We start from the raw sequence: 21,934 nt of genomic DNA, 5'->3' as shown, positions 1-21,934 counted from the left end.
AGAAAACTTGCGATTTAAAATGTTAGAATAATAAGAAAAAATAAGGGGATAGGGAAATGTTTACACTACGCGTTGACGATGAAATCGAATTACAATTGTTAGAAATGCAATATAAAGATGAACTATACGAGTTAGTGGATAGCAATCGAGAATATTTACGAGAATGGCTTCCATGGGTGGATCGCACGAAATCAGCTGAAGGGTACAATGAAATCTTTCCAATGTGGCTGCATAACTTCGCGGATGGAAATGGCTTTGAATCAGGTATACGCTATAAAGGAAGGCTCGTTGGGATGATTGGGATTCATCCGGTGAATTGGGCGAAGAAAGCAACAAGTCTTGGATACTATCTTGTGGAAGAAGCAAGTGGAAAAGGAATTATGACGCGAAGTGTAAAGGCTGCGCTTCGTTATGCTTTCGAAGAATTAAAATTAAATAAAGTTGAAATTCATTGCGGAGTAAACAATCAAAAGAGCCGTGCAATTCCAGAGCGGTTAGGTTTTCACTTAGATGGAATTATGCGTGAGGGAGAATGGTTATATGATCATTTTCAGGACATAGCAGTGTATAGTATGCTAGCAAGAGAATGGAGAGAGAAGCGTATGAAATGACGCTTCTTTTTTCTGAATTTATCAATAATTGATGGTATAATATGGATAAGGAGTGATAAAGATGGAATTTTACGTGAAAAAAAATCCAATTATGATACTGCTTACTGTTATTATGCTACTGCTTGTCGTAATCTCTCCCATTATATCATTTATGCTGCACGAGAAAGGTTGGCTGACGGGACTTGCAGCAGGAATCTTATTTTTAGCTGCAAATATTGTTCCTATTTCTGAAATATTTGTATTTCAGCATAAAGTCGTTGATGGAGAATTAATAACAGGGCATTGGTTAACAAAGAAGAAAATTCCGACTGTAAGCATTCGTACTATACGATTTGTGGGAAGAAAAAAGAATAATTTAGAAATCACGTACGGTAGTAATTTTGAAGTGCATATGATTACAATGCCAAAAGAGAAAGAAAAATTCATGGAGCTGCTTTTGCAAGGAAGTCCTTATGTGAGAATAGAAAATTAAATATAAGGAGTAACTGATGAAAAATATAAAAGTACTATTTTGCTTTGAAATGCTAACGGTACTTATGGTTTGTGTAAGAGGTTATGTACGCTGGGAGTGGCCCTTATATTTTTCGATTGGATTAGGTATTTTAGCGATTGTACTGCTCTATTATTTTCATTATCGATATAGGAAAAGCGAAGGGAAACAGTCTTTTAAACAATAGATAGACTAAAGGGGGCAGGGATATGGGAGTAGGACATGTTATTTTTAATATTTTTTCAATATTAGGATTTGTTTTCCCTTTTGCGGCCGCAGTTTTTACAGCATATGTTGTAACGATTGTATTAAAGAGAATGAGAGAAAGAAATGAATATTTAAAAGATATCCGAGATGAGCTTAGGAAGAGGAATGATACTTCGAACTAAGTTCATTTTTGATAATTTGGAGGTTTCATATGACTAAAATAGGTATAATTCGTCACGGAAGTACACCGTGGAATAAAGAAGGGAGAGCACAGGGGAGTTCAGATATTTCCCTTGATCAAGCTGGATTATCAGAGGCTTATAAACTTGCGGAGCGCTTGTGTAAGGAGAATTGGGATTTCATATATTCTAGTGATCTATTAAGAGCGAAGCAAACTGCTGAAATTATAGGAGAAAAAATTCCGAACATCCCCCTTTATTTAGAACCTAGGCTTCGTGAAGCGGGCGGAGGACAGATTGAAGGGACAACGGAAGAAGAGAGAGTTTTAAAATGGGGACAGAATTGGAGAGAGCTAGATTTAGGAATTGAAAGTGCTGATAGTGTAATCACAAGAGGTCTTTCGGTAATTGAAGAGATAGCCTCTAAACATGATAACAAGAATATATTAATCGTTAGTCATGGTGCATTCATTCGACATCTTCTAAAGGAATTAGTACCGCATTTGAATATGGTAGAATCTCCGAGAAACACGTCTCTAACTAAACTTATAAAAGCAAAGAATGGCTGGGATTCAGAACTATATAATTGTACAATTCACTTAGAATAGAGTGTGATATTTCATTCAAGATTACTAAAGTGAAACCTCCATCAATGGGGGTTTTTTCATTCCACATTGCTGATTGGTTGAAACAATTGCCCGTTAATGCAGGATAAACAATTCCAAAGAAGACTAAACAGCCACCGAGCTCTGATAGAATATCAAATCTCGATGGTTGCTTAGTCTTTTTCATAAATGAGTATTTGTTTCTATGACACTGCTTGAGTTTGTCGTTTCATTGCTTTTCGTTTTGTTAAATAACGAGCAGCAAAGTAAGAACCTAATACATAAATTACAGCTATAACTTGAGCTAATAATGTCTCAACTGTTGGGAATATACAGAACCAAACTCCCATCCAATCAGGGAAATGAACATTGATGGTAGTTGTACTAATCCATCCTGCTAGTTGCATCTCTTGTACAGTTTCGCCCACCATTACGGCCAAGACAACCACTAAGAGACCGCCTGTAAATACCAACATTTTTTTATAAGGAAGACGGCGATGAGCTAAAAAGGTCAGAACTCCCACTATCATCGTTAACGCTAACCCAATCAGTGCTCCTTGTAAGATAACATCGGACCCCACTTTTAATCGTAAATTTTGAAGGAAAAGAACGACTTCAAATCCCTCACGATAAACCGATGTAAGACCTAGTAGGAAAAGAGACCAAAATGTACTCTTTGCCACACTCTCACCATTATTTCCAGTTATTTTTTGTTTTTTACGATTATGTAGGTTAATCCAACCCTGCCAGTAAATCTTATGAAAGAACCAGTTCATGATAATACATAAAACAATAACAGCTAGAATTCCTGTTGCAGCTTGAATATGAAGCTCCGATGCATTCACAGAAGAAATAATCCCTACTACAATAAACCACGTAGCAATCGTGGCCAAGAAGGATACCCCTGCTCCAGCAGAAATGGGCTTCCAATAGTTATCTTGTTTCTTACGCACTAAGCCAGAGATAATTGCTGATAATACTAAAATAGCCTCTAATCCTTCCCGAAAGATAAGGATAGCCGTATTTATGATTGCAGCACCTGGCGTTATATCTTTAGCAGTAGGATCAGGATTCCCTTGATAATTCACTCCCTGCCATATTATGACACCAATTACTACCAACAAGGAAAACGATATAAGAATGGTTTTGAGATTTAAAAATTTTTTAAGCAATGAACTTCCCCCTAATATATCTAAAATGATAATGATAATCTTTCTCAAATAACTAGATTAATCTTAATCTCGTACTTTTTGTTTGTCAATAAAAATTTTCGCAGCATGATATCACCGTCTAAACATTATATTTCCTACGCTAAGTCATGGTTTTACGAAAGTATATTTCAAACAGTTTTTTTAGTTTACAAAACGTTCTTTATGGATATATTTTACATTGACAATGATAATCATAATCATTATTCTTAATATTAATTTGACTTTTCATTTAATTTAGGGGGACTTTTATGAAGATTCGCAGTATGGTTAGAAAAGTTCATTTATACCTTAGCATGATAGCTGGCATATTTATTGTGCTCATTGGATTGACTGGAAGTTTGCTTGTCTTTGATAACGAATTAAATCGTATGATTTATCCCGATTTATACAAAATAACTGAGGGGCAACCGATTACGTATCAGAAAGCCCTGCAAACTGTAGCAAGCGCATACCCAAAGGGAGAAATTCAGCGTGTGTATACGCCAGATGATCCACACTCTCAAGGGATTTATTTGTTTAATTTGAAAGAAGGAAAAGGGACGAAATCTGTATATGTTGATCCAGGGACTGGTAACATAAATGGAGATTTAGGGGAAAAAGCATTTTTTAATCAAGTCAAAGAAATTCATTATCATTTACTTCTGAAAGATTTTAACGGTAAAGAAATTGTCGGTATTATTGGATTTATTTTCTTTTTTATTAGTTTATCTGGATTGTATTTATGGTGGCCTGGAATTAAAAAGTGGGCACGCGGTTTTATTATACGGCGCAGTAAGAATACATATGTAAAACAGTATGATATACATAAAGTTATTGGAATCATTGCTATGCCACTTTTATTAGTGGTTTCATTAACAGGGGCACTTTTTACATACGATAAGACAATTTTTGGGTGGTTTGGAGCGAAAACTAGTGTCATGCCATCGAAGGAGAAACTTATTTCTAAGCCCCTTTCAGGAGGAAAACTCCCTCTTGATTCCTTGCTAAGTGAAGCTGAAAAGGCGGTCCCTCAAGGGAAGATTATGCAAGTAAGGGTGCCAGCGCAAGCGAAAAAAGGAAAAGCAGAAGGTGCTGTGGAAATTCGTTTGAGTCGTCCATACGATCCAGGGAATGGGAATGTGAAAATATGGGTTGACCAGTATAGCGGGAAAGTGTTGGCTAAACAAGATCCAAAGGTGGATGATGGACTGACGTATCAGACATGGCTTAAACCACTACATACAGGAACGTTTGGTGGTTTATTTACAAAAATCTTATATGTTATTGCTGGTCTTACACCATCATTCTTAATGTTCACTGGTACATACATGTGGTGGCACAAGAAAAAGAATAAGCGAAAGCCAAAACGTTCTTCAGTAACTGCAGCATAACTTATGTAAATAAGAAATCCCGTCAGAACAAAGGCTGGCGGGATTTCTTATTTCATTACACAATTTGTTTGGGAGTTTTCCCGGTGCTGTCATTTGAATAGAGGCGTTCCCACAGCTCGTTCATTTTGCTTCTGCCGTTATTAATTTCAGGATTGAACTGGATTGCAGCTTGCCTGCGAACAGTACGGACATGTTGCACTGCTTGTTGTAGTTTTTGGTCAATTGTGTTCGATTCTTTTCCTGCATGTTTGGCGATTGACAATCCCGCCGTTGTTCCTTGAGCCATGGCAATTTTGCCGCTTTCAATCCCGGTGATATTCCCGGCTACAAATAGTCCATCAAGAGGAGTTTCCATCGTCTCTGAATGGTGGGGCACGTGACCGCCAAGTTCAGGAATGTATTGAAATGGACATCCAGCAACAGCGGCAAGCTCTGCCAGCGGGTACAAGCCGCCTGCTATACAGACAAAATCCGCTTCGTAAATGGTTTCAGACCCCGCAATAATATTGCCATTCACATCAATATCGGCGACGCGTACTCCTTCTACTTGATCTGTACCGATAATTTCGAGTGCTGCTTTCCGAAGTTGAAGGGGAGTACCGTTCACTTTCATACCGTTTTTCGGATAAAAGTTTAAAGCAACTTTCCGCATCCAGTCATTTCTCATGAAACGGCTCCCGATACGTAATAACGGTGATGGGGCGAGATGAGCTGCGTTCAAGAGCGATTTCATAACCTCTTCAGGCTCACCAGCTTTTTGACTAAGGACACTTTTTTCAGGGAGTATAATTCGATCAACTGTTATGCCAGCTAGTTGTAATTCATTTAAAATCGCAAATGCTAAAATATTCGCTCCGATAAGGATCCCTTTTTTGCCGACTTGGACGCGATGAACATTTGTCATTACTTGAGCTGCGCCAATGGACATTACACCAGGAAGGGTCCAACCAGGCAATGGGATAGAGTACTCAGCAGCTCCAGTAGCAATTAGTACAAATGGTGCTTCTAGCGTACCTAAGCTCGTATGTACATTCCATAGGTGGTTTTCTTTTTCTAAATTGTAAACAGACACACCGCAGCGAATATCGACCGATAATTTTTTTGCTTCTTGATGAAGGCGTTCTGATTCTTTTATTCCATTCCACCATTCACCGGAAGGTTCTTGATGAAGTTGTCCGAGTAATCTCCCGCCTGGTTTTATAAATTCATCAATAACAGTGACTTTGAGACCAAAGCTTGCACATGTAATAGCTCCTGCTAATCCTGCTGGGCCTCCTCCAATTACAATGACATCAATCATCGCTTTTCCACCATCCTTCTTACAATATTCGGATGCTGTTTGCCGCTTTCAACAATCATATCCTTTTCTACAACCGTTAAGCAGGCTCTTACGTTTGCTTGATCATTGACAGTTACACGGCATTCTAAGCAATGGCCGATATTGCAATAAATACCCCTAGGTGTCCCGCTATCTTCGTGAACGCGCAGTTTTCTTATTCCATTTGCCAAAAGAGCAGCAGCGATCGTTTCATTTTCATATGCTTCATATTGAATTCCATCAAATTGAAAGGAAATACGTTCTCTATCATCTAAATTCCCTAAAATGGGATGGTTCATGATTCTAGTCATTGATTTTCACCTACTGTTCCAAAGGTTACCGGCCGAATTGGGGGCTGATATTTTAACTGAATTTCACCAGGTGACACATTAGGGATAACACTTTCAATAATTCTATCTAATGTCGGCCTGCATGTGCGGCCGCCGCAAAAGCCCATTCCTGCTCGGGTTCTTAATTTTAATTCTCTTGCTGTGCATTTATGTTGATCTGCCGTTTTCTGAAGCTGTCCGTAAGTAACTTCTTCACAGCGGCAAATTACAATGCTCTCTTTGTTAACCATTTGAATTCCTCCTCGACAGTCTTTCATAAAAATATTATGCAAAAAATGTGCCAATGCAGAGGAGGAAGAGGGTTAATGTAGGCCGAGCCGCTTCAAACGATTGTATAAAGTGGCTCTTGTGATACCAAGTTGTTTCGCGCACTCTAATTTATTCCCATCTAAGATCTGTAACGCTCTTTCGATTACTTTTTTCTCGTGTTGATCCATTTCTTCTTGCAGCGATAAGATGGTGAAGTCACTTTCCTGAATTACATTAGATACAGCCTTTGGTGTGTTTTCAAAGCTGATACTGTTTGGATGAAAGGGTAAATACTCTCTTTTTATTACGCCATCTGTTGCGAATACGATAAGCCGTTCTATGACATTGCGAAGTTCGCGAATATTGCCAGGCCAATCATAACGAAGCAGTTCATGCATGACTTCTGGAGGGAATTCATGAATTGGCCGCTGATAGCTCAAAGAAAAATCATGTAAAAAATAATGGGTTAATTCGATAATATCTTCTTGCCGCTCTCTTAAAGGAGGAATGTGCAAACTGACTACGTTCAATCGATAATATAAATCTTCACGGAATTGTCCTTTTCTCATTAATTCTTGTAAATCGCGATTTGTAGCAGCGATGATACGGAAGTCGATATTGATTTCTTTTTCTCCGCCGACACGATAATATTTCCGCTCCTGCAGCACGCGTAGGAGTTTTACCTGCATTTCGAGCGGCATTTCACCTACTTCATCAAGAAACAATGTACCGCCTTTTGCTAGTTCTATTTTTCCTTTTTTTCCTTTACTATCAGCACCAGAGAAAGCGCCCCGTTCATATCCGAATAGCTCACTTTCAAATAAAGATGCTGGTATCGCGCCGCAGTTAATTGAAATAAAAGGTGCTTTCGGCTTTTCACTTGCCTCATGAATTGCTTTCGCAAACACCTCTTTTCCGACACCGCTTTCGCCTAATATGAGAACAGTGGATTTAACAGAACATACTCTTCTAGCTAAATCTACTGTTCTTTGCAGGGCGGTACTTTTTCCTTTAATAGATTGAAATGGATCAGATGAATCCTTATATTTTGCTACTTCTTGTTCTAAACGGTGTACTTCGTTGGACATATTAAATAATTTCTCATTCAGTACGACTTGATTTGTGATATCCGTTTCTGAAACGACTGCCCCGATAATCTGACCATCAAAATAAACGGGATTAGAGTTAATTATGACAAACAAATCAGACCGAGGCTGATGATGCTGTCCTACAATATTTTTCCCTTTATGCAGAGATTGCAAGATTTCTAGATTTTTATAGTCGAAAAAATCCGTAATCGGTCGGCCGATTATATCTTGACGCTTGACTGAGAAAATTTTTTCTGCGCCTTCGGTCCATGTACAAACACGCTCGTTATCATCAATGACTGTGACTGAAGAATCGGTCGTTTGAATGACAGTTTCATAAAATGCTTTTAATTGATTGTAAGAGTTATGAAGAAAATGGATCATTTGAGAGGCTGTTATACAGCCTATTGGTTTTTTTGTTATATCAAGAATAATAGCTGCGGAATGCTGATTAAACGCCTCAACCAAGGTGAAGAATGGATCATCTTCATATACGATTTTGCATGGGAAATCAGGCATTTCTGTTGTTGAACGATAATAAAATTCACCGTTTTTCTGTTCAATTTGATGTTTATCGAACGGTGTATCGATTAGAAGATGTTTTATTATTTCTTTTACTGACGGTAATGAAAATATAATGATCCTCCTCCTGCGCTGTAAAAAATGATTAACACTGTAAAAAAAATTATACACCAATTAACTAAATGTTTAAAATATTTAAACAGGAAATTTCATTCTATTAAATGAGAGTAAAACTGATGCTTTTAGAAGTTGAGGAACTGAATCAGGAATGAATTCCGGTGATAGGAACAAAAATTTGAAAGCACAAAAGTAATTTCTTTTCCTTCTGAAATTTTCCTGTTCGATGCGAGTCGCCGTCACTTGCACCAAACCGTCAGCCAGGATGAAGTAATAGTTCATTGTGATAGTTTCACATGAATTGGCACACGAATTGCATTTTTAGATAATGAGGCCATTTCATCGAGAGGAGGAATGCGATGTGAAACATTGTGACGTGTTAGTCATTGGCGGGGGAATTATTGGCTGTTCGATTGCCTATTATGCTTCTAAGTATGGAAGGGATGTAACGATAATTGAAAAAGGGGAATTTGTTAGTGGCACGTCTTCACGATGTGACGGCAATATTTTGGCGATTGATAAGGACCCAGGTTTTGATAGTCAGATGTCGTTGTTTAGTCAGAATTTAGTAGATGAATTAAGTAAAGAATTGGAGCATCCATTTGAATATCGAGCACCAGGAAGCATCCTTGTTTGTGAGTCGGACGAGGAGATGGAAGCGGCACAGAAATGGGTAGATCGTCAAAAAGCTGCCGGTTTACCATTTCGAATGCTTGACCGGCAGGATATTCGGCAGGAGTCTCCCTTTTTTGCAGATGACTTACTAGGGGGATTAGAATGCGCCACTGATTCTACGGTTAATCCTTATCTCTTAGCTTTTTCACTTTTGGAAGAAGCAAAAAAACTAGGAGCTAAAGCTTTCAAGCATACCGAAGTAAAACAAATGAAAAAAGAAGAAAGTGGTTCATTTACTGTAGAAACGACAAACGGAGTTTTTACTGCGGATCATGTCGTCAATGCGGCAGGAGTATGGGCGCCTCGGATAGGAGAGATGCTTGATCTTTCAATACCAATTGAACCGAGAAAAGGGCATATCATCGTTGCCTCAAGGCAGCAGCATGTAGGATCTCGAAAAGTAATGGAGTTTGGCTACTTAATTTCAAAGTTTGGTGGAAAGCGCCTTGTTGATCCACTCACTGAAAAATACGGAGTAGCTCTTGTCTTTGAACCAACGGAAAGTCAAAATTTTTTAATTGGGAGCAGTAGAGAATTTGTCGGTTTTCATACGAAAGTAAACAATGAAATCATTAAATGTATTGCTAACCGAGCAATCCGCTTTTATCCGAAAATGGCAGATATGATGGTGATTCGTTCATATGCAGGATTAAGGCCATGGACGGAAGATCATTTGCCAATCGTTTCACGTGTGGATAAAATTCCAAATTATTATATCGCGGCGGGACATGAAGGGGACGGAATTAGCCTCGCAGCAGTAACTGGGAAAATAATAGAAGAGCTCATTAATGAAAAAGAAACATCGATTCCCGTTGCCCCGCTTAGCTTTAACCGATTTACAGAAAGGGTGTTGAGCAGATGAGGGCACAAAGAGTCTTTACAACAATTGATACACATACAGGCGGGAATCCAACGAGGACACTGATTAGCGGGCTTCCAAAATTAGTTGGGGAAACAATGTCAGAAAAAATGCTCCATATGAAAAAGGAATATGACTGGATTCGCAAACTGTTAATGAATGAACCGCGCGGCCATGATGTCATGTCTGGTGCTTTGTTAACGGATCCTTGCCATCCAGAAGCAGATATTGGTGTGATTTACATAGAGACGGGCGGATATTTGCCGATGTGTGGACATGACACGATTGGTGTGTGTACAGCATTAGTTGAATCTGGATTGATTCCCATTCAAGAACCGGTCACTTCCTTAAAATTGGATACACCTGCCGGGCTCGTTGAAGTGGATATTTCAGTAGAAAATGGAAAAGCAAAAGAAGTGTCTTTTTGTAATATCCCAGCGTTTCTTTTAAAACGTGTTTCCGTTGATGTCGAGGGAATTGGGCGTATAGATGCTGACATTGCGTATGGTGGGAATTTTTACGCAATCATTGATGCAAAATCGGTTGGATTGGACTTAATTCCAGAGAATGCTTCTAACATAATCGAAACAGCAATCAACATTAGAAATACCATTAATGAAAAAGTTGAAATCGTTCATCCGCAACATCCGTTTATTAAAGGGTTAACTCATGTTGAATTTTTTACTGAACCAACCCATGAGGAAGCAGATGTGAAAAATACAGTTATTGTTCCTCCAGGAGGAATCGACCGTTCCCCATGTGGAACTGGTACTTCTGCAAAATTGGCTGTCCTATATGCCAATCAAGAAATTTCAATTGGCGAAGAATTCGTTCATGAAAGCATTGTCGGTTCCTTATTTAGAGGACGCGTATTGGAAACAACAGATGTGGAAGGTATTGAGGCAGTGGTGACCAAAATTGCGGGATCAGCTTGGTTAATGGGGATGCATCGCTTCTTCTATCACGAAGAAGATCCGCTTAAAGAAGGATTTCTGCTCATTCCCCCTATGGAACATGAAACGGAGGACGTGAAATGAAAATTCAGAAGACGTATTCAACAACGGATGTACACGTAGCTGGTCAAGCGTTTCGTGTTATTAAAGATGTGCCGTTTATTCATTATCAAAACTTGGAACAGTTAAATGAACAGTTTATGCATGTGTTTGCGGAAGAAATCTATCTTTTGTTGAATGAACCGCGTGGGTTTGCTGGTTTAAATGGTTGTCTTGTTGTTCCGACGATTAATGAAGAAGCTGATGCCGCAGTATTATTTTTCAATCATGAAGGAACGGTTCCTCTTCATTATGGGGGCATCGTTGCTGTGATTACAGCTTTATTGGAATGCGGTCATTTAAAGCCGAGGGCGTCAAGTGAATATAAAATCGAAACGGTCAGCGGTGTGATTTCCGTTACCGCGATTATGGGGAATGATGAAGTAGTTTCAGTAGTGATAGAAAGTGAATCGTGTCAAATAGTCGAAACAAATATCCCATTGTCTTATTCACATTCCAATACACAGTTCACCCTCGTGCAAGCTGATCAATTATACGCAGTGTTTGAGAAAAGTGATATTTCTGCACAGATTCGTGTTGAGGAGCTTTCTGAACTAAAGAGATGGGGAGAAACAGTGCTTCAAGCTCTCGAGTCAAAAATGCCAGTAAAAGGTGTTGTTTTAATGGATGACTCTCATTTAGAAGAAGGGCGAATAAAAACCATTACGTTCCGCGCTGACCAGTATATTGTTCGTTCTCCTGGTTTTGGATCGACGATGGCGTGTTATACAAGCTTACTTTCTAAAGGGAAGGTGTGTATAGAACCACCATTTATAAGTGAAAGCATTTTTGGCAGCACTTTGACGGTACAAGGAGCGAAACAAACAGAGAGTGGATACAAGTTTACTTTGAAAAGCCGTGGTTTTATTACAGGAATGCAGATGTTTGTATTAGATCCGACAGATCCTTTATCTGCTGGATTTTTACTAAGATAATTAAATTATAATTGTTTACTAAAGTTATTGTGCTTGCTAGTGATAGCAAAAAAACTAAAAAAATATTAAGGGGGAAATAGAAATGACAACAATTAGAGGAGCTTATCCAGTATTAATTACTCCAATGAATGAGGCGCAGGAGATTGATTGGGGCGGTGTAAAAAATAATGTAAACTACTTCGTAGATCAAGGGGTTGCAGGTATTGTAATCAACGGCAGCACTGGAGAGTTTGTAAGTTTATCAAAAGAAGAAAAGTTCCAAATGGTTGAAACAGTATTAAAAGAGGTGAACGGCCGTATTCCTGTTATTGTGGGAACAGCTGCTGAAACGACAAAAGAAACAATTGAATATACGAAACAGGCGGAAGCACATGGTGCAGATTGTGCGCTGATCATTAATTCTTATTATTGTAAACCGAAAGAGGAAGAAATTTATTTCCACTTTAAAGAAGTGTCAAATGCAGTGAATGTGCCTATTATGCTGTACAACAATCCTTTTACATCTGGCGTTGATATGAGTACAGAGCTGATGCTGCGAATCGGAAAAGAATGTGAAAGAGTTACTCATATTAAAGAATCAAGTGGGGATATTCGCAAAGCAAGAGATCTTGTCAGATATAGCAAAGGGGCTATTGAAGTTTTCTGCGGTTCAGAAGATTTAGTGATGGAGTCTTATTTAGTCGGGGCAACAGGCTGGATTTCTGTTGCAGGGAATATTGTGCCAAATCTTGTTACGAAAATGTTTAATCATTTCCAAGAAGGTGAACTAAAAGAAGCTTGGGCAATCAATGACAGCATATTACCGCTTTGTACATTCCTTGAAGGATCAGGGAAATATGTGCAAATTGTTAAGCGTGCAATGGAATTAAATGGACAGGCAGGAGGTCCTTCTCGTTATCCTCGTTTAGGATTGACGCCTGAGGAAGATCAAAAGCTGAAAGATATTTTAGCTACTTTAACTGCTGTTTCACATGTGTAAAAAAATATAGCACTGTACGAATCGAAAAATGAAAAGGGGAGTGGAATATGTTAACAGCAGAAATAGAATTAAAGCCGAGAGTGAAAGCTTTTTTAGAAGGAAATATTGAGCTTTTTATCGATGGAAAGTTTGTACCAGCTATAAGTGGTAAAAAGTTTGAAACGTATAACCCAGCGACAGAAGAAGTTCTTGCTTTCGTAAGTGAAGCAGGGGAAGAAGATATTGATTTAGCAGTGAAGGCAGCTCGCCGGGCATTTGAAAAAGGGCCATGGCCTGAACTTAGTGCGGCAGAAAGAGCACACTTAATTTACAAGCTGGCTGATTTAATTGACGAACATAAAGAAGAACTAGCTCAATTGGAAGCGCTAGATAACGGAAAGCCGTATCAAGTAGCATTAGAAGACGATATTCCAGCAACAGTGGAACATTACCGTTATTATGCTGGCTGGGCAACGAAGATTCTTGGTCAGACGACTCCGATTTCAAAGGACTATTTAAACTATACACGTCATGAACCAATTGGTGTTGTCGGCCAAATTATTCCATGGAACTATCCATTAGTCATGGCTGCGTGGAAAATGGGTGCAGCACTTGCGACAGGATGTACAATCGTATTAAAACCTGCTGAGCAAACGCCGTTATCCCTCTTATATACAGCACAGCTTTTTAAAGAAGCTGGCTTCCCGGACGGCGTCGTGAATTTCGTCCCTGGATTCGGCCAAACAGCAGGTGCAGCGATTGTGAATCATCACGATATTGAAAAAGTAGCTTTTACAGGTTCCACAGACACTGGCAAGTATATTATGCGCCAAGCAGCTGAAACGATTAAACATGTGACGTTAGAGCTTGGAGGAAAATCACCAAATATTATTTTAGAAGATGCGAATATAGATGAAGCAATTACTGGTGCTTTTAACGGTATCATGTATAACCATGGTCAAAACTGCAGTGCAGGATCTCGAGTGTTCGTCCATAGAAAGCACTATGAAAAAGTCGTAGAAGAACTAGCGAAACTAGCAAACAATGTAAAGCTCGGTGCAGGAATGGAAAAAGGGACTGAAATGGGACCGCTTGTTTCTAAAAAGCAACAAGAGCGCGTGTTACGTTATATTGAAAAAGGAAAAGAAGAAGGAGCAAGAATTGCAGCTGGCGGTGTGAAGGCATTTGAAAAAGGATACTTCGTTCAGCCAACCATTTTTGCAGATGTTACAGATGATATGACAATCGCAAAAGAAGAAATATTTGGTCCAGTAGTTGGAGTTCTGCCGTTCGATACAGTTGAAGAAGTCATCGAAAGAGCAAATAACACTCCATTTGGACTCGCTGCAGGTGTATGGACAGAAAACATTAAAACGGCACACAAAGTGGCGAATCGCTTAAAGGCCGGAACAGTTTGGATTAATGATTACAACTTAGAAGATGCTGCTGCTCCATTCGGTGGTTATAAACAATCGGGCATTGGGCGCGAAATGGGCTCTTATGCACTCGACAACTATACAGAAGTGAAGAGCATTTGGGTGAACTTGAAATAAAGTGAAACTTCCATCAGCGGGGGGCTTCATCCCCCACTGATGGAAAGCTCTCACCAATCGAACTGTCCATCTTTTCAATTAATTTTATTGGAATTTCTAAAAAATAAAGCGTTTACATCAGATGAATCTTCAACCAGCAGTAGGTTTGAAATTTCCGCACTGTTTGAAAGCTTGATGTATAAGAAAAACGGAACATATGATTTAGGGAGCAGCACATCATTAGTGTTCCTTATATTAAACTTTTATAGAAAATTTTTCTTCATATATGCTGTTCTTCTATAAAATTATGAAATAATGGCAATAGTCTAATTTAAAAATACTGAATATTAAGAAAATATAAGTTTGAAAGGGGAGAGATTAAAGTATGGCAAACAAAGGCAAGTTTAAAAGAGAAATATCACTATTGGATTTAGCCTTTATTGGTTTTGGATCTATGTTTGGATCAGGATGGTTGTTTGCTGCTAGCCATGTTTCAGGAATAGCAGGTCCAGCGGGAATTATTTCATGGGTAATTGGTGGAATCGCTATTTTTTTATTAGGACTTGTATACTGTGAACTTGGGGCATCACTTCCAAGGGCTGGAGGAATTGTTCGCTATCCTGCTTATTCACATGGTCCTATACTTGGATATTTATTAGGATTTATTACCCTTATTGCATTTTCAAGTTTAATAGCAATTGAAGTAGAAGCGGCTAGGCAATATGCAGCAGCTTGGTGGCCGAGCTTGACGAAAGAAAATTCTACTTTGCCGACTATAAGTGGATGGCTTATGCAATTTGGGCTGCTCGTCATTTTCTTTCTGTTAAATTATTGGAGCGTAAAAACATTTGCTAAATCGAATTTAATTATAACCATCTTTAAATTTTTTGTACCAGCACTAACAATCATTGTATTGTTAATGCATTTACATGGTGATAATTTTTCAAGTGCTGGTTTTGCGCCGTTTGGATTTTCTGGTGTACAAGCAGCTATTTCTGCAGGCGGTGTTATTTTTGCTTATTTAGGACTGACACCTATTGTATCAGTTGCAAGTGAAGTGAAAAATCCACAAAGAACGATACCAATTGCTCTTATTTTGTCTGTGATCTCTTCATTGATTGTTTATGTTCTTTTACAAGTTGCTTTTATTGGAAGTATTCCAACTGAAATGCTTAGCCAAGGTTGGGCGGGAATTAGTCATGAATTTAGTTTACCATTTAAAGATATTTCCGTTCTGTTAGGATTAGGGTGGATGGTCTATTTTATCGTTTCCGATGCCATTATATCACCGAGTGGAACGGGGAATATTTATATGTCCGCTACCCCTCGTGTTGTATATGGCTGGGCTCAAAGCGGAACCTTATTTAAAGTATTTTCTAAAGTTGATGAAAAATCAGGCATACCAAGACCTGCACTTTGGCTTACATTTGTTCTTTCTGTTTTCTGGACATTACCGTTTCCTTCATGGGAAGCATTAATTAATGTTGTTTCTGCAGCGCTTGTATTAAGTTATGCTCTCGCACCGATTACAACGGCGGCGCTTAGAAAACGGGCTCCTGAGCTAAACCGTCCGTTTTGGGTAAAAGGGATGTCAATCATTGGACCACTTTCATTTGTCATTGCATCATTAATTGTTTATTGGTCTGGTTGGAAAACACTTTCTTGGTTATTATCTTCACAAGTTATTATGTTTGTAATTTATCTATGTTGCAAAAAATGGGCACCAACTTCACAAGTATCTTTTGCCCAGCAAATCAAGTCATCGTTATGGCTCGTTTTTTACTACATTGCCATAATGGTTGTGTCATACTTCGGTATGTTTGGTGAAGGAAAGGGATATTTAACGAATTCAACAGATTTGATAGCGGTTAGTATTGTTTCTTTGATTAGCTATTACTGGGCGGTTCATACTGCTTTACCTATTGTAGATTTGGATGACGAAGACGAAGTGGAAAGCACTGATTATTTACAGGTAGAGAATACTACAATTAGTAAATGACATCTAGTTTTTGCGAAAAATAGAACCGTAGAAAAGGAAGGAACGTATAGAAAAACGCTTCTTCCTTTTTTTCTGAATTTACCGATAATTAGTGGTATAATATGGAGTGGAAAAATCCGATTATAAAATACTAAGTTAATTAGGAAAAGAGAAATAGTAATCTTCTAAAAAGGGGTGGGTAAATTGCGTGGAACCTTAAAACAGCGTTGGAGTTTGGATGAGATTTTCCACGGGGGAAGTGAGTCTAGTGAGTTTAAACATTTTCTCATGAAACTAGAGGAAGATATCTCTAAAGAAATAGCTACAACAATAGAGAGTAAGGAACTGAAATCAATAAGTGGATTCGAACGGTGGATAGAACAAATGGATCGAATACAAGAGTTATCTAATCGCTTGCTCGAAGCAACCCATTTTGTTGGATGTTTGGAATCAGAAAATGTTGAAGATGAGAAGGCTATTATATTAAGTGAAAAAGTCAGGGGTATTTCAACACAATTTGAGATAGTCATAAACGACTTTGAACAAACATTGGTACACATACCAGATGATATTTGGGAACAGCTATTGCAGCTGGAACAAATAAAACCGATTGCTTACCCGCTTCATGAAAAAAGAGAAAAGGCGAAGAAAAAATTGCCAATAGTACAGGAAAAGTTGATTCAAGATCTTTCTATTAATGGATATCATGCTTGGGTCAATTTATATAATTCTGTCACTGGGAAAACGAAAATTGTTCTAGAGGAAGAAGGGCGAAGTAAATGCCTGAGTTTTGGACAAGCATATAATATATTACATTCATCTGTAAATCAGCATACTAGAACGAATCTAGTAAATGCTTTAAATGATGCAGGCGAAAAAGTAGCTGAAACATGTGCAGCAGCTTTAAATAACATCGCTGGTTTTCGATTACAAGTATATAAACATCGGGGGTTAGCTTCAGATTCTATCTTAACAGAACCACTTCGTTATAATAGAATGTCGCAAACAACGCTTGATTCTATGTGGGAAGCCATCAATCACAGTAAGCCTGTAATAACTTCATATTTAGAGAGAAAGGCCCACCTACTAGGAGTAGAAAAAATGAATTGGTTTGACATATATACGCCTATAGGAAAAGTGACTAAGACTTATACATATGAAGAGGCTGCTGAAATGATTCTTACTGAGTTCAACTCTTTTAGCCCTAAATTGGCGGATTATACAAAAAGAGCATTTCTGGAAGGCTGGATTGATTCTGAAAACAGAGATACAAAAGCAAGCAGGGGATTCTCATCTAGATTTCCGCTAACAAAACAGTCGCGCATCTTCATGAATTTTCAAGGAACGCCTAATAATCTCGCTATACTTGCACATGAATTAGGGCATTCTTTTCATCAAGGAATTATTTCAAATGATGTTCCGCCATTTGCACAGCAATATACAATGGCTGTTAGTGAGACGGCTTCTACTTTTGCTGAAACTATCATTTTAAATGCAATGATTAAAGATATTTCAGATGAACATGAAAAACTGCTCCTTTTAGAAGCAAAAATACAATCTGCACTTAGTTATTTAATAGGGGTGCAGGGCCGTTTTATATTTGAAAAAGACTTTTATGAAATTCGAAAAAAACGGGTTGTAGGAGTAGATGAATTGAACCATCTGACGGCAGAAGCACAGAAGTATGCGTTCAATGAGTCGCTTGCTTCTTATAATGATTTTTCATGGATTTGGAATCGACATTTCTACTTCACAGATAAACCTTTTTATAATTTCCCTTATACATTTGGCTTCTTATTCAGCCAAGGAATTTATGCAAATGCACTTCAAGATGGATCTTCATTTGAAAAAACATATATACATTTACTTCGGGATACTGGCAGAATGACTGCTGAGCAATTAGCTTTTCATCATCTTGGTTTTGATTTAACAAAACAAGAATTTTGGGAGAAAGCAATACATGTTGTTTTACAAGATATAAAAGACTTTCTTGCTTTAACAGAGAAGTTGGACTTAGTTTGTTGTAATGTTCGAGTTGGGAGGAAATGAAATGCCGAATGTAGCGTCAAAAACAGAGGAATTGAAAACGAAGCTACAAAATATATTAACTAGAGAATATAAAGAGTTAGCTGTTAAAAGCTTAGAAATAGCAGGGAGCGGCGTACAAAATGTTGTCTTTCGAGGAGATTCGGAAACAAGTTCTTTCGCTTTCCGTGTACCATGGGAGCGCGAAGTTGCTAATATAAATGAAAATTCATTTAGCAGTCGACTTTCATTGCAAAAAGAAGCAAAGTTTTCTAAGTTTTGTCATTCTAAAGGGATTCCAGTACCAGCTGTTCATGGCCTGCATCTTTCTGAGGAACTTGATTTTTTAATTTCAGACTATGTAGCTGCTGATGCCACTCCAATTTCTTCTTACAAAATTGGGGAAATAGCCAATAAGCTTCATCATATGCCGATTGAAGGTTTGAATTATGAAAATGAAGGTGGGAAGACGACAGAAAAGCATATAGCAGAGCGTCTCGTTAAAAGACTACAATCATTTAATCAAATTACTTCTTTACGTATTCAATTTCCAAAAGCAGAAGAAATTGAGGCGATTCTAATGGAAGGAGAACAAGTAAAGAGGCTCCTCCATATGGATATTCGGCCAGTAAATGTAATTGGCTATAGCGGGGAAGTTAAAGCAATCGTTGACTGGGATAATGCTTTAATTGGCCATCCCCTGCTCGAGCTTATGAGAATAGCTGAAGTGAATGAAGTGAATTGGAGTGAATTTAAAGCTGGATATAAAAATGAGCATATTTTTGAGTCTCTTTCTCCAATTGTTTGCTTGTTTTATAGGCTTGATACGGCAGTAATGCTGGCTAATCTGTTTATTGCTCAGCTCAAAATAAAGGATAAAGGACTGTACTATAAAGAACGTGTTGAGACAATTAGTAACGAAATATATACATTTTTATAGGTTTAATAGAATGAGGAGAAATAAATATGGATATGAATCTGGAAATTGAAAAAGTAAAAGTAGAAAATAAAGCAGTTTTAAAGAATTTGATGGAACTATATAAATATGACTTCAGCGAATTTGATCCTGAAGATGTCAATGAGCATGGTTTGTATGAATATATGTATTTAGATCATTATTTTACAGAAGAAAATCGCTTTCCGTTCTTTATAAAAGTGGATGGGAAATATGCAGGTTTCGCACTGATTCGAGAGGTTGAGGAAAGTAATCGTACATATTATTCTATGTCGGAATTTTTTGTTATGAAAAAGTATCGTAAAAGTGGTGTAGGAAAACGAGCGGCTTTTCGATTGTTTTGTAAGTTCCATGGGGAATGGGAAGTTGCAGAGATTGAAGAAAATATTCCAGCCCAAGCGTTTTGGCGGAAAATTATTTCTGCATACACAAATAACGAGTATCGAGAGATTAAGAAAGAAAGTTGGGACGGACCGATCCAAGTGTTTCATTCAAGAGGGAGTATTTAAATTTTTAAAGGTATACATTATGGAGGGAATATATTCATGGTACTACAAAGAGTAAGCCTAATAACAATTGGTGCGTTTAACTTACCGGTTCTTCGTACATTTTATAAAAGTCTAGGATGGGAAGAAACAGAAATAAGTTCAGATACTTACGCTGCTTTTAAAACAGCGGGTGTTATTCTTTCTCTATTTCCTATTGAGGAATTAGCAAAGGATGCTGGAGTTTCAATCACTCAAGACGTAGAAACTTTTCGTGGTGTAACTTTTGCGATTAACGTAGATCATCCTGAACAAGTTGATACAACAATTGAAGAAATTCGGAAAGCAGGAGGAAAAATTTTAAGAGAACCAAATGATGCTTTCTGGGGAGGAAGAACAGCTTATTTTGCTGACCCTGAAAATAATCTTTGGGAGATTGCCTGGAACCCGGATTCTGTATTTGATGAAAGAGGGGCTATGATTGCTTTCTAATGATTTCGTACATATACGTAATTTCTTGAACTATCGGGCTCGTTCAAGAAGGGATTAGCAGAGCTTTAGAATAAAGTGAAAATTTTCCTTCTAGAACAGCATGGCAGTTTGTTGTATTTCAATTAAAAAAGAAAAATTAATGATGTGAATCCAGACGGTCACTATAATCATTGCCTCTATTCTATGCTTTGCTTGGAATATAGGGAAAAGGGAGATGTAAAATATGATAAATCCCACATTAGAAATGTATGACTACCATGTATGGGCAAACCAAAAAATGGTTGACCGATTAAAAGAACTGTCTCAGGATGTTTACAACAAGGAAATGCAGAGTATTTTCCCTTCCATATCAAAAGCATTATCTCATATTTATCTCACTGATCATTTATGGTTAGATGTAATTTCTGGTAAAAGTATGAATGAAGCATTTGCAGTTGTAAATCAATTCACAGAGCAAACAGAGTCAAAAAGTATCGAGGAAATGGAGAGTATATTTTTCGATTTATCGAAGAGGTATAAAGCCTTTCTAAGTGTTCAGGAAGATATGGAAAAAGTAATTGTAGTTGATAATCCATATGCTGGTTTACTTACAACCTCTATTTCCGAATCTATACTACACGTTGTTACTCATGGATCTTATCACCGCGGTAATATGGCAGCTATGTTACGACAACAAGGTCACGCCTCTATTATGCAAGATTATGGCCTTTATTTGTATAAGAAGTAATCTTCTATTAGGGAAAATGAGTACCTTTATTTTGTATTTAGCTTGTAATGTAGAAGAAAGGGAGAAATAAATATGAATTCTTGGGTTATAACTGCATTTGTTTTTTTCGGTGTCATTTATATTTCAGATCATATCAATCAAATGAATAAAAGAGTAAAACGAACAGAAAATCAATTAGAGCAAATAGCTAAACAAGTGGGTGCTCCAGAGCATGTAAGCAATGAAGAAATCCGTCAGTTGGTTAAAGATGGAGAGAAAATTAGAGCGATTAAGAAAGCCCAAAAAGATCTAGGATTATCATTACGTGAGTCTAAAGATTATATTGATTTTTTATAATACATATAAATTCCGCTAACGAACCTCATGTTAAAAACTAAAAACAAAAGTGAGCACAACAACCTGTGCTCACCTTTTCTATCATACCTTTCGAGAGAACTCCCACCTCTAAACATATGTGAAGGTGGTGAGGTGAATCGAAAAAAATATTTTATGTTCAAAAAATAACAAAAACATACGTTCTTGTTTTGGTATAATATCCTTAACAAGGAGGTGAAAAAATGACAACGGAAAATCAAATAAATTATAAAACTCTTCAGATTTGGATTAAAAAAGGACATCGTATGTATTCTTATTTTCGAGAATCTTGCCAAAATGCTAAGAATATGTACAACACGACAAACTTTTATATACGACAAGTATATACAGGTTTGACACAAGATAAGGAGTTGCAACCTTTACAAAAAGAAGTTTTGGATATAATTTCTAAAAATATTGAGAAGATGAATGATACACAACTTCTTGCCTATCAAAAGAAATTGGAAAAAGAGAAAATAAAACCAAAAGAAAAACAAAAAGAAGTGAAATGTAATTTGTTTTCAGAACCAACTACAGAAAAAACTTATGTAGATTATAATTTTCTGGATGCATTATTTAAAGCCATGATT

At 37.6% G+C, this 21,934-nt stretch carries 23 protein-coding genes and 1 pseudogene; 19 read left to right on the top strand and 5 right to left on the bottom strand.

Annotated elements, in window-relative coordinates:
* Positions 1-56: 56 nt before the first annotated feature.
* From WAX78_RS23145 to WAX78_RS23125, 5 genes are all read left to right on the top strand, one after another.
* Positions 57-611 carry a GNAT family N-acetyltransferase gene (locus tag WAX78_RS23145; protein WP_336484401.1) on the top strand — a complete coding sequence of 185 codons (555 nt, stop codon included), beginning with the start codon at positions 57-59 and terminating at the stop codon, positions 609-611.
* Positions 612-672: 61 nt separating this feature from the next.
* Entirely contained in the window at positions 673-1,083 is a 411-nt protein-coding gene (locus WAX78_RS23140) for a PH domain-containing protein (protein ID WP_336484400.1), read from the top strand.
* 16 nt (positions 1,084-1,099) lie between these two features.
* The gene (locus tag WAX78_RS23135) at positions 1,100-1,288 is read left to right on the top strand and encodes a hypothetical protein (protein WP_336484399.1); all 189 of its coding nucleotides are present in this window, start codon (positions 1,100-1,102) and stop codon (positions 1,286-1,288) included.
* A 22-nt stretch (positions 1,289-1,310) separates the two neighbouring features.
* Positions 1,311-1,490, top strand: coding sequence for a hypothetical protein (locus WAX78_RS23130; protein ID WP_336484398.1), 180 nt, complete (start codon positions 1,311-1,313; stop codon positions 1,488-1,490).
* A gap of 29 nt (positions 1,491-1,519) precedes the next feature.
* Positions 1,520-2,095: a histidine phosphatase family protein gene (locus tag WAX78_RS23125; protein ID WP_336484397.1), complete on the top strand. Its 576-nt coding sequence runs from the start codon at positions 1,520-1,522 to the stop codon at positions 2,093-2,095.
* Between the two features lie 200 nt (positions 2,096-2,295).
* On the opposite strand, the gene WAX78_RS23120 is transcribed toward WAX78_RS23125, so the two are convergent.
* Positions 2,296-3,264 (bottom strand): FTR1 family iron permease, encoded by a 969-nt coding sequence (locus tag WAX78_RS23120; protein WP_336484396.1) that lies wholly within the window; start codon positions 3,262-3,264, stop codon positions 2,296-2,298.
* 287 nt (positions 3,265-3,551) lie between these two features.
* Here WAX78_RS23120 and WAX78_RS23115 point away from each other — a divergent pair, with 287 nt between their 5' ends.
* Positions 3,552-4,673: a PepSY-associated TM helix domain-containing protein gene (locus WAX78_RS23115; RefSeq protein ID WP_336484395.1), complete on the top strand. Its 1,122-nt coding sequence runs from the start codon at positions 3,552-3,554 to the stop codon at positions 4,671-4,673.
* A gap of 55 nt (positions 4,674-4,728) precedes the next feature.
* On the opposite strand, the gene WAX78_RS23110 is transcribed toward WAX78_RS23115, so the two are convergent.
* The 4 genes from WAX78_RS23110 to WAX78_RS23095 form a co-directional block, all read right to left on the bottom strand.
* Positions 4,729-5,973 (bottom strand): NAD(P)/FAD-dependent oxidoreductase, encoded by a 1,245-nt coding sequence (locus WAX78_RS23110; protein WP_336484394.1) that lies wholly within the window; start codon positions 5,971-5,973, stop codon positions 4,729-4,731.
* Positions 5,970-6,302 (bottom strand): (2Fe-2S)-binding protein, encoded by a 333-nt coding sequence (locus tag WAX78_RS23105; RefSeq protein WP_336484393.1) that lies wholly within the window; start codon positions 6,300-6,302, stop codon positions 5,970-5,972. Before WAX78_RS23105 ends, WAX78_RS23110 begins: the two co-directional genes overlap by 4 nt.
* Positions 6,299-6,571: a (2Fe-2S)-binding protein gene (locus tag WAX78_RS23100; RefSeq protein WP_336484392.1), complete on the bottom strand. Its 273-nt coding sequence runs from the start codon at positions 6,569-6,571 to the stop codon at positions 6,299-6,301. Before WAX78_RS23100 ends, WAX78_RS23105 begins: the two co-directional genes overlap by 4 nt.
* 72 nt (positions 6,572-6,643) lie before the next feature.
* Entirely contained in the window at positions 6,644-8,317 is a 1,674-nt protein-coding gene (locus WAX78_RS23095) for a sigma-54 interaction domain-containing protein (protein ID WP_336484464.1), read from the bottom strand.
* A 361-nt stretch (positions 8,318-8,678) separates the two neighbouring features.
* Between WAX78_RS23095 and WAX78_RS23090 the strand changes: the two genes are divergently transcribed.
* The 13 genes and pseudogenes from WAX78_RS23090 to WAX78_RS23030 form a co-directional block, all read left to right on the top strand.
* Complete coding sequence (locus WAX78_RS23090) at positions 8,679-9,854, top strand: NAD(P)/FAD-dependent oxidoreductase (RefSeq protein ID WP_336484391.1); 1,176 nt, start codon at positions 8,679-8,681, stop codon at positions 9,852-9,854.
* Complete coding sequence (locus WAX78_RS23085; protein ID WP_336484390.1) at positions 9,851-10,888, top strand: proline racemase family protein; 1,038 nt, start codon at positions 9,851-9,853, stop codon at positions 10,886-10,888. Before WAX78_RS23090 ends, WAX78_RS23085 begins: the two co-directional genes overlap by 4 nt.
* Positions 10,885-11,838, top strand: coding sequence for a proline racemase family protein (locus WAX78_RS23080; RefSeq protein ID WP_336484389.1), 954 nt, complete (start codon positions 10,885-10,887; stop codon positions 11,836-11,838). Before WAX78_RS23085 ends, WAX78_RS23080 begins: the two co-directional genes overlap by 4 nt.
* Positions 11,839-11,920: 82 nt before the next feature.
* On the top strand, positions 11,921-12,817 hold the full coding sequence (dapA, locus tag WAX78_RS23075; protein ID WP_336484388.1) for a 4-hydroxy-tetrahydrodipicolinate synthase: 897 nt from the start codon (positions 11,921-11,923) through the stop codon (positions 12,815-12,817).
* A 47-nt stretch (positions 12,818-12,864) separates the two neighbouring features.
* Positions 12,865-14,349, top strand: coding sequence for an aldehyde dehydrogenase family protein (locus WAX78_RS23070; protein WP_336484387.1), 1,485 nt, complete (start codon positions 12,865-12,867; stop codon positions 14,347-14,349).
* Positions 14,350-14,713: 364 nt separating this feature from the next.
* Positions 14,714-16,327 (top strand): APC family permease, encoded by a 1,614-nt coding sequence (locus WAX78_RS23065; RefSeq protein ID WP_336484386.1) that lies wholly within the window; start codon positions 14,714-14,716, stop codon positions 16,325-16,327.
* A gap of 183 nt (positions 16,328-16,510) precedes the next feature.
* Positions 16,511-18,355 (top strand): M3 family oligoendopeptidase, encoded by a 1,845-nt coding sequence (locus tag WAX78_RS23060; RefSeq protein WP_336484385.1) that lies wholly within the window; start codon positions 16,511-16,513, stop codon positions 18,353-18,355.
* A 1-nt stretch (position 18,356) separates the two neighbouring features.
* Positions 18,357-19,271: a phosphotransferase family protein gene (locus WAX78_RS23055; RefSeq protein WP_336484384.1), complete on the top strand. Its 915-nt coding sequence runs from the start codon at positions 18,357-18,359 to the stop codon at positions 19,269-19,271.
* A 26-nt stretch (positions 19,272-19,297) separates the two neighbouring features.
* Positions 19,298-19,795 carry a GNAT family N-acetyltransferase gene (locus tag WAX78_RS23050; protein ID WP_336484383.1) on the top strand — a complete coding sequence of 166 codons (498 nt, stop codon included), beginning with the start codon at positions 19,298-19,300 and terminating at the stop codon, positions 19,793-19,795.
* Positions 19,796-19,831: 36 nt separating this feature from the next.
* Positions 19,832-20,263 carry a VOC family protein gene (locus WAX78_RS23045; protein WP_336484382.1) on the top strand — a complete coding sequence of 144 codons (432 nt, stop codon included), beginning with the start codon at positions 19,832-19,834 and terminating at the stop codon, positions 20,261-20,263.
* Positions 20,264-20,486: 223 nt separating this feature from the next.
* Positions 20,487-20,990, top strand: coding sequence for a DinB family protein (locus tag WAX78_RS23040; protein ID WP_336484381.1), 504 nt, complete (start codon positions 20,487-20,489; stop codon positions 20,988-20,990).
* 72 nt (positions 20,991-21,062) lie between these two features.
* On the top strand, positions 21,063-21,326 hold the full coding sequence (locus WAX78_RS23035; protein WP_336484380.1) for a hypothetical protein: 264 nt from the start codon (positions 21,063-21,065) through the stop codon (positions 21,324-21,326).
* Positions 21,327-21,547: 221 nt separating this feature from the next.
* Positions 21,548-21,934, top strand: a pseudogene (locus WAX78_RS23030) (RNA-guided endonuclease InsQ/TnpB family protein); the annotation flags it as partial.

This window comes from Bacillus yunxiaonensis (genome assembly GCF_037104695.1).
Lineage (GTDB): Bacteria > Bacillota > Bacilli > Bacillales > Bacillaceae_G > Bacillus_A > Bacillus_A yunxiaonensis.
The sequence above is the reverse complement of the archived record's forward strand: the minus strand, read 5'-3'. Positions and strand labels throughout refer to the sequence as shown.

What these genes read in the sequence shown, in the direction of transcription:
- WAX78_RS23110 (WP_336484394.1), bottom strand. Translation starts at nt 5,973, where the DNA reads ATGATTGATGTCATTGTAATTGGAGGAGGCCCAGCAGGATTAGCAGGA.
- WAX78_RS23070 (WP_336484387.1), top strand. Translation starts at nt 12,865, where the DNA reads ATGTTAACAGCAGAAATAGAATTAAAGCCGAGAGTGAAAGCTTTTTTA.
- WAX78_RS23105 (WP_336484393.1), bottom strand. Translation starts at nt 6,302, where the DNA reads ATGACTAGAATCATGAACCATCCCATTTTAGGGAATTTAGATGATAGA.
- WAX78_RS23085 (WP_336484390.1), top strand. Translation starts at nt 9,851, where the DNA reads ATGAGGGCACAAAGAGTCTTTACAACAATTGATACACATACAGGCGGG.
- WAX78_RS23135 (WP_336484399.1), top strand. Translation starts at nt 1,100, where the DNA reads ATGAAAAATATAAAAGTACTATTTTGCTTTGAAATGCTAACGGTACTT.
- WAX78_RS23125 (WP_336484397.1), top strand. Translation starts at nt 1,520, where the DNA reads ATGACTAAAATAGGTATAATTCGTCACGGAAGTACACCGTGGAATAAA.
- WAX78_RS23100 (WP_336484392.1), bottom strand. Translation starts at nt 6,571, where the DNA reads ATGGTTAACAAAGAGAGCATTGTAATTTGCCGCTGTGAAGAAGTTACT.
- WAX78_RS23055 (WP_336484384.1), top strand. Translation starts at nt 18,357, where the DNA reads ATGCCGAATGTAGCGTCAAAAACAGAGGAATTGAAAACGAAGCTACAA.
- WAX78_RS23130 (WP_336484398.1), top strand. Translation starts at nt 1,311, where the DNA reads ATGGGAGTAGGACATGTTATTTTTAATATTTTTTCAATATTAGGATTT.
- WAX78_RS23140 (WP_336484400.1), top strand. Translation starts at nt 673, where the DNA reads ATGGAATTTTACGTGAAAAAAAATCCAATTATGATACTGCTTACTGTT.
- WAX78_RS23035 (WP_336484380.1), top strand. Translation starts at nt 21,063, where the DNA reads ATGAATTCTTGGGTTATAACTGCATTTGTTTTTTTCGGTGTCATTTAT.
- WAX78_RS23040 (WP_336484381.1), top strand. Translation starts at nt 20,487, where the DNA reads ATGATAAATCCCACATTAGAAATGTATGACTACCATGTATGGGCAAAC.
- WAX78_RS23145 (WP_336484401.1), top strand. Translation starts at nt 57, where the DNA reads ATGTTTACACTACGCGTTGACGATGAAATCGAATTACAATTGTTAGAA.
- WAX78_RS23080 (WP_336484389.1), top strand. Translation starts at nt 10,885, where the DNA reads ATGAAAATTCAGAAGACGTATTCAACAACGGATGTACACGTAGCTGGT.
- WAX78_RS23045 (WP_336484382.1), top strand. Translation starts at nt 19,832, where the DNA reads ATGGTACTACAAAGAGTAAGCCTAATAACAATTGGTGCGTTTAACTTA.
- WAX78_RS23050 (WP_336484383.1), top strand. Translation starts at nt 19,298, where the DNA reads ATGGATATGAATCTGGAAATTGAAAAAGTAAAAGTAGAAAATAAAGCA.
- dapA (WP_336484388.1), top strand. Translation starts at nt 11,921, where the DNA reads ATGACAACAATTAGAGGAGCTTATCCAGTATTAATTACTCCAATGAAT.
- WAX78_RS23115 (WP_336484395.1), top strand. Translation starts at nt 3,552, where the DNA reads ATGAAGATTCGCAGTATGGTTAGAAAAGTTCATTTATACCTTAGCATG.
- WAX78_RS23065 (WP_336484386.1), top strand. Translation starts at nt 14,714, where the DNA reads ATGGCAAACAAAGGCAAGTTTAAAAGAGAAATATCACTATTGGATTTA.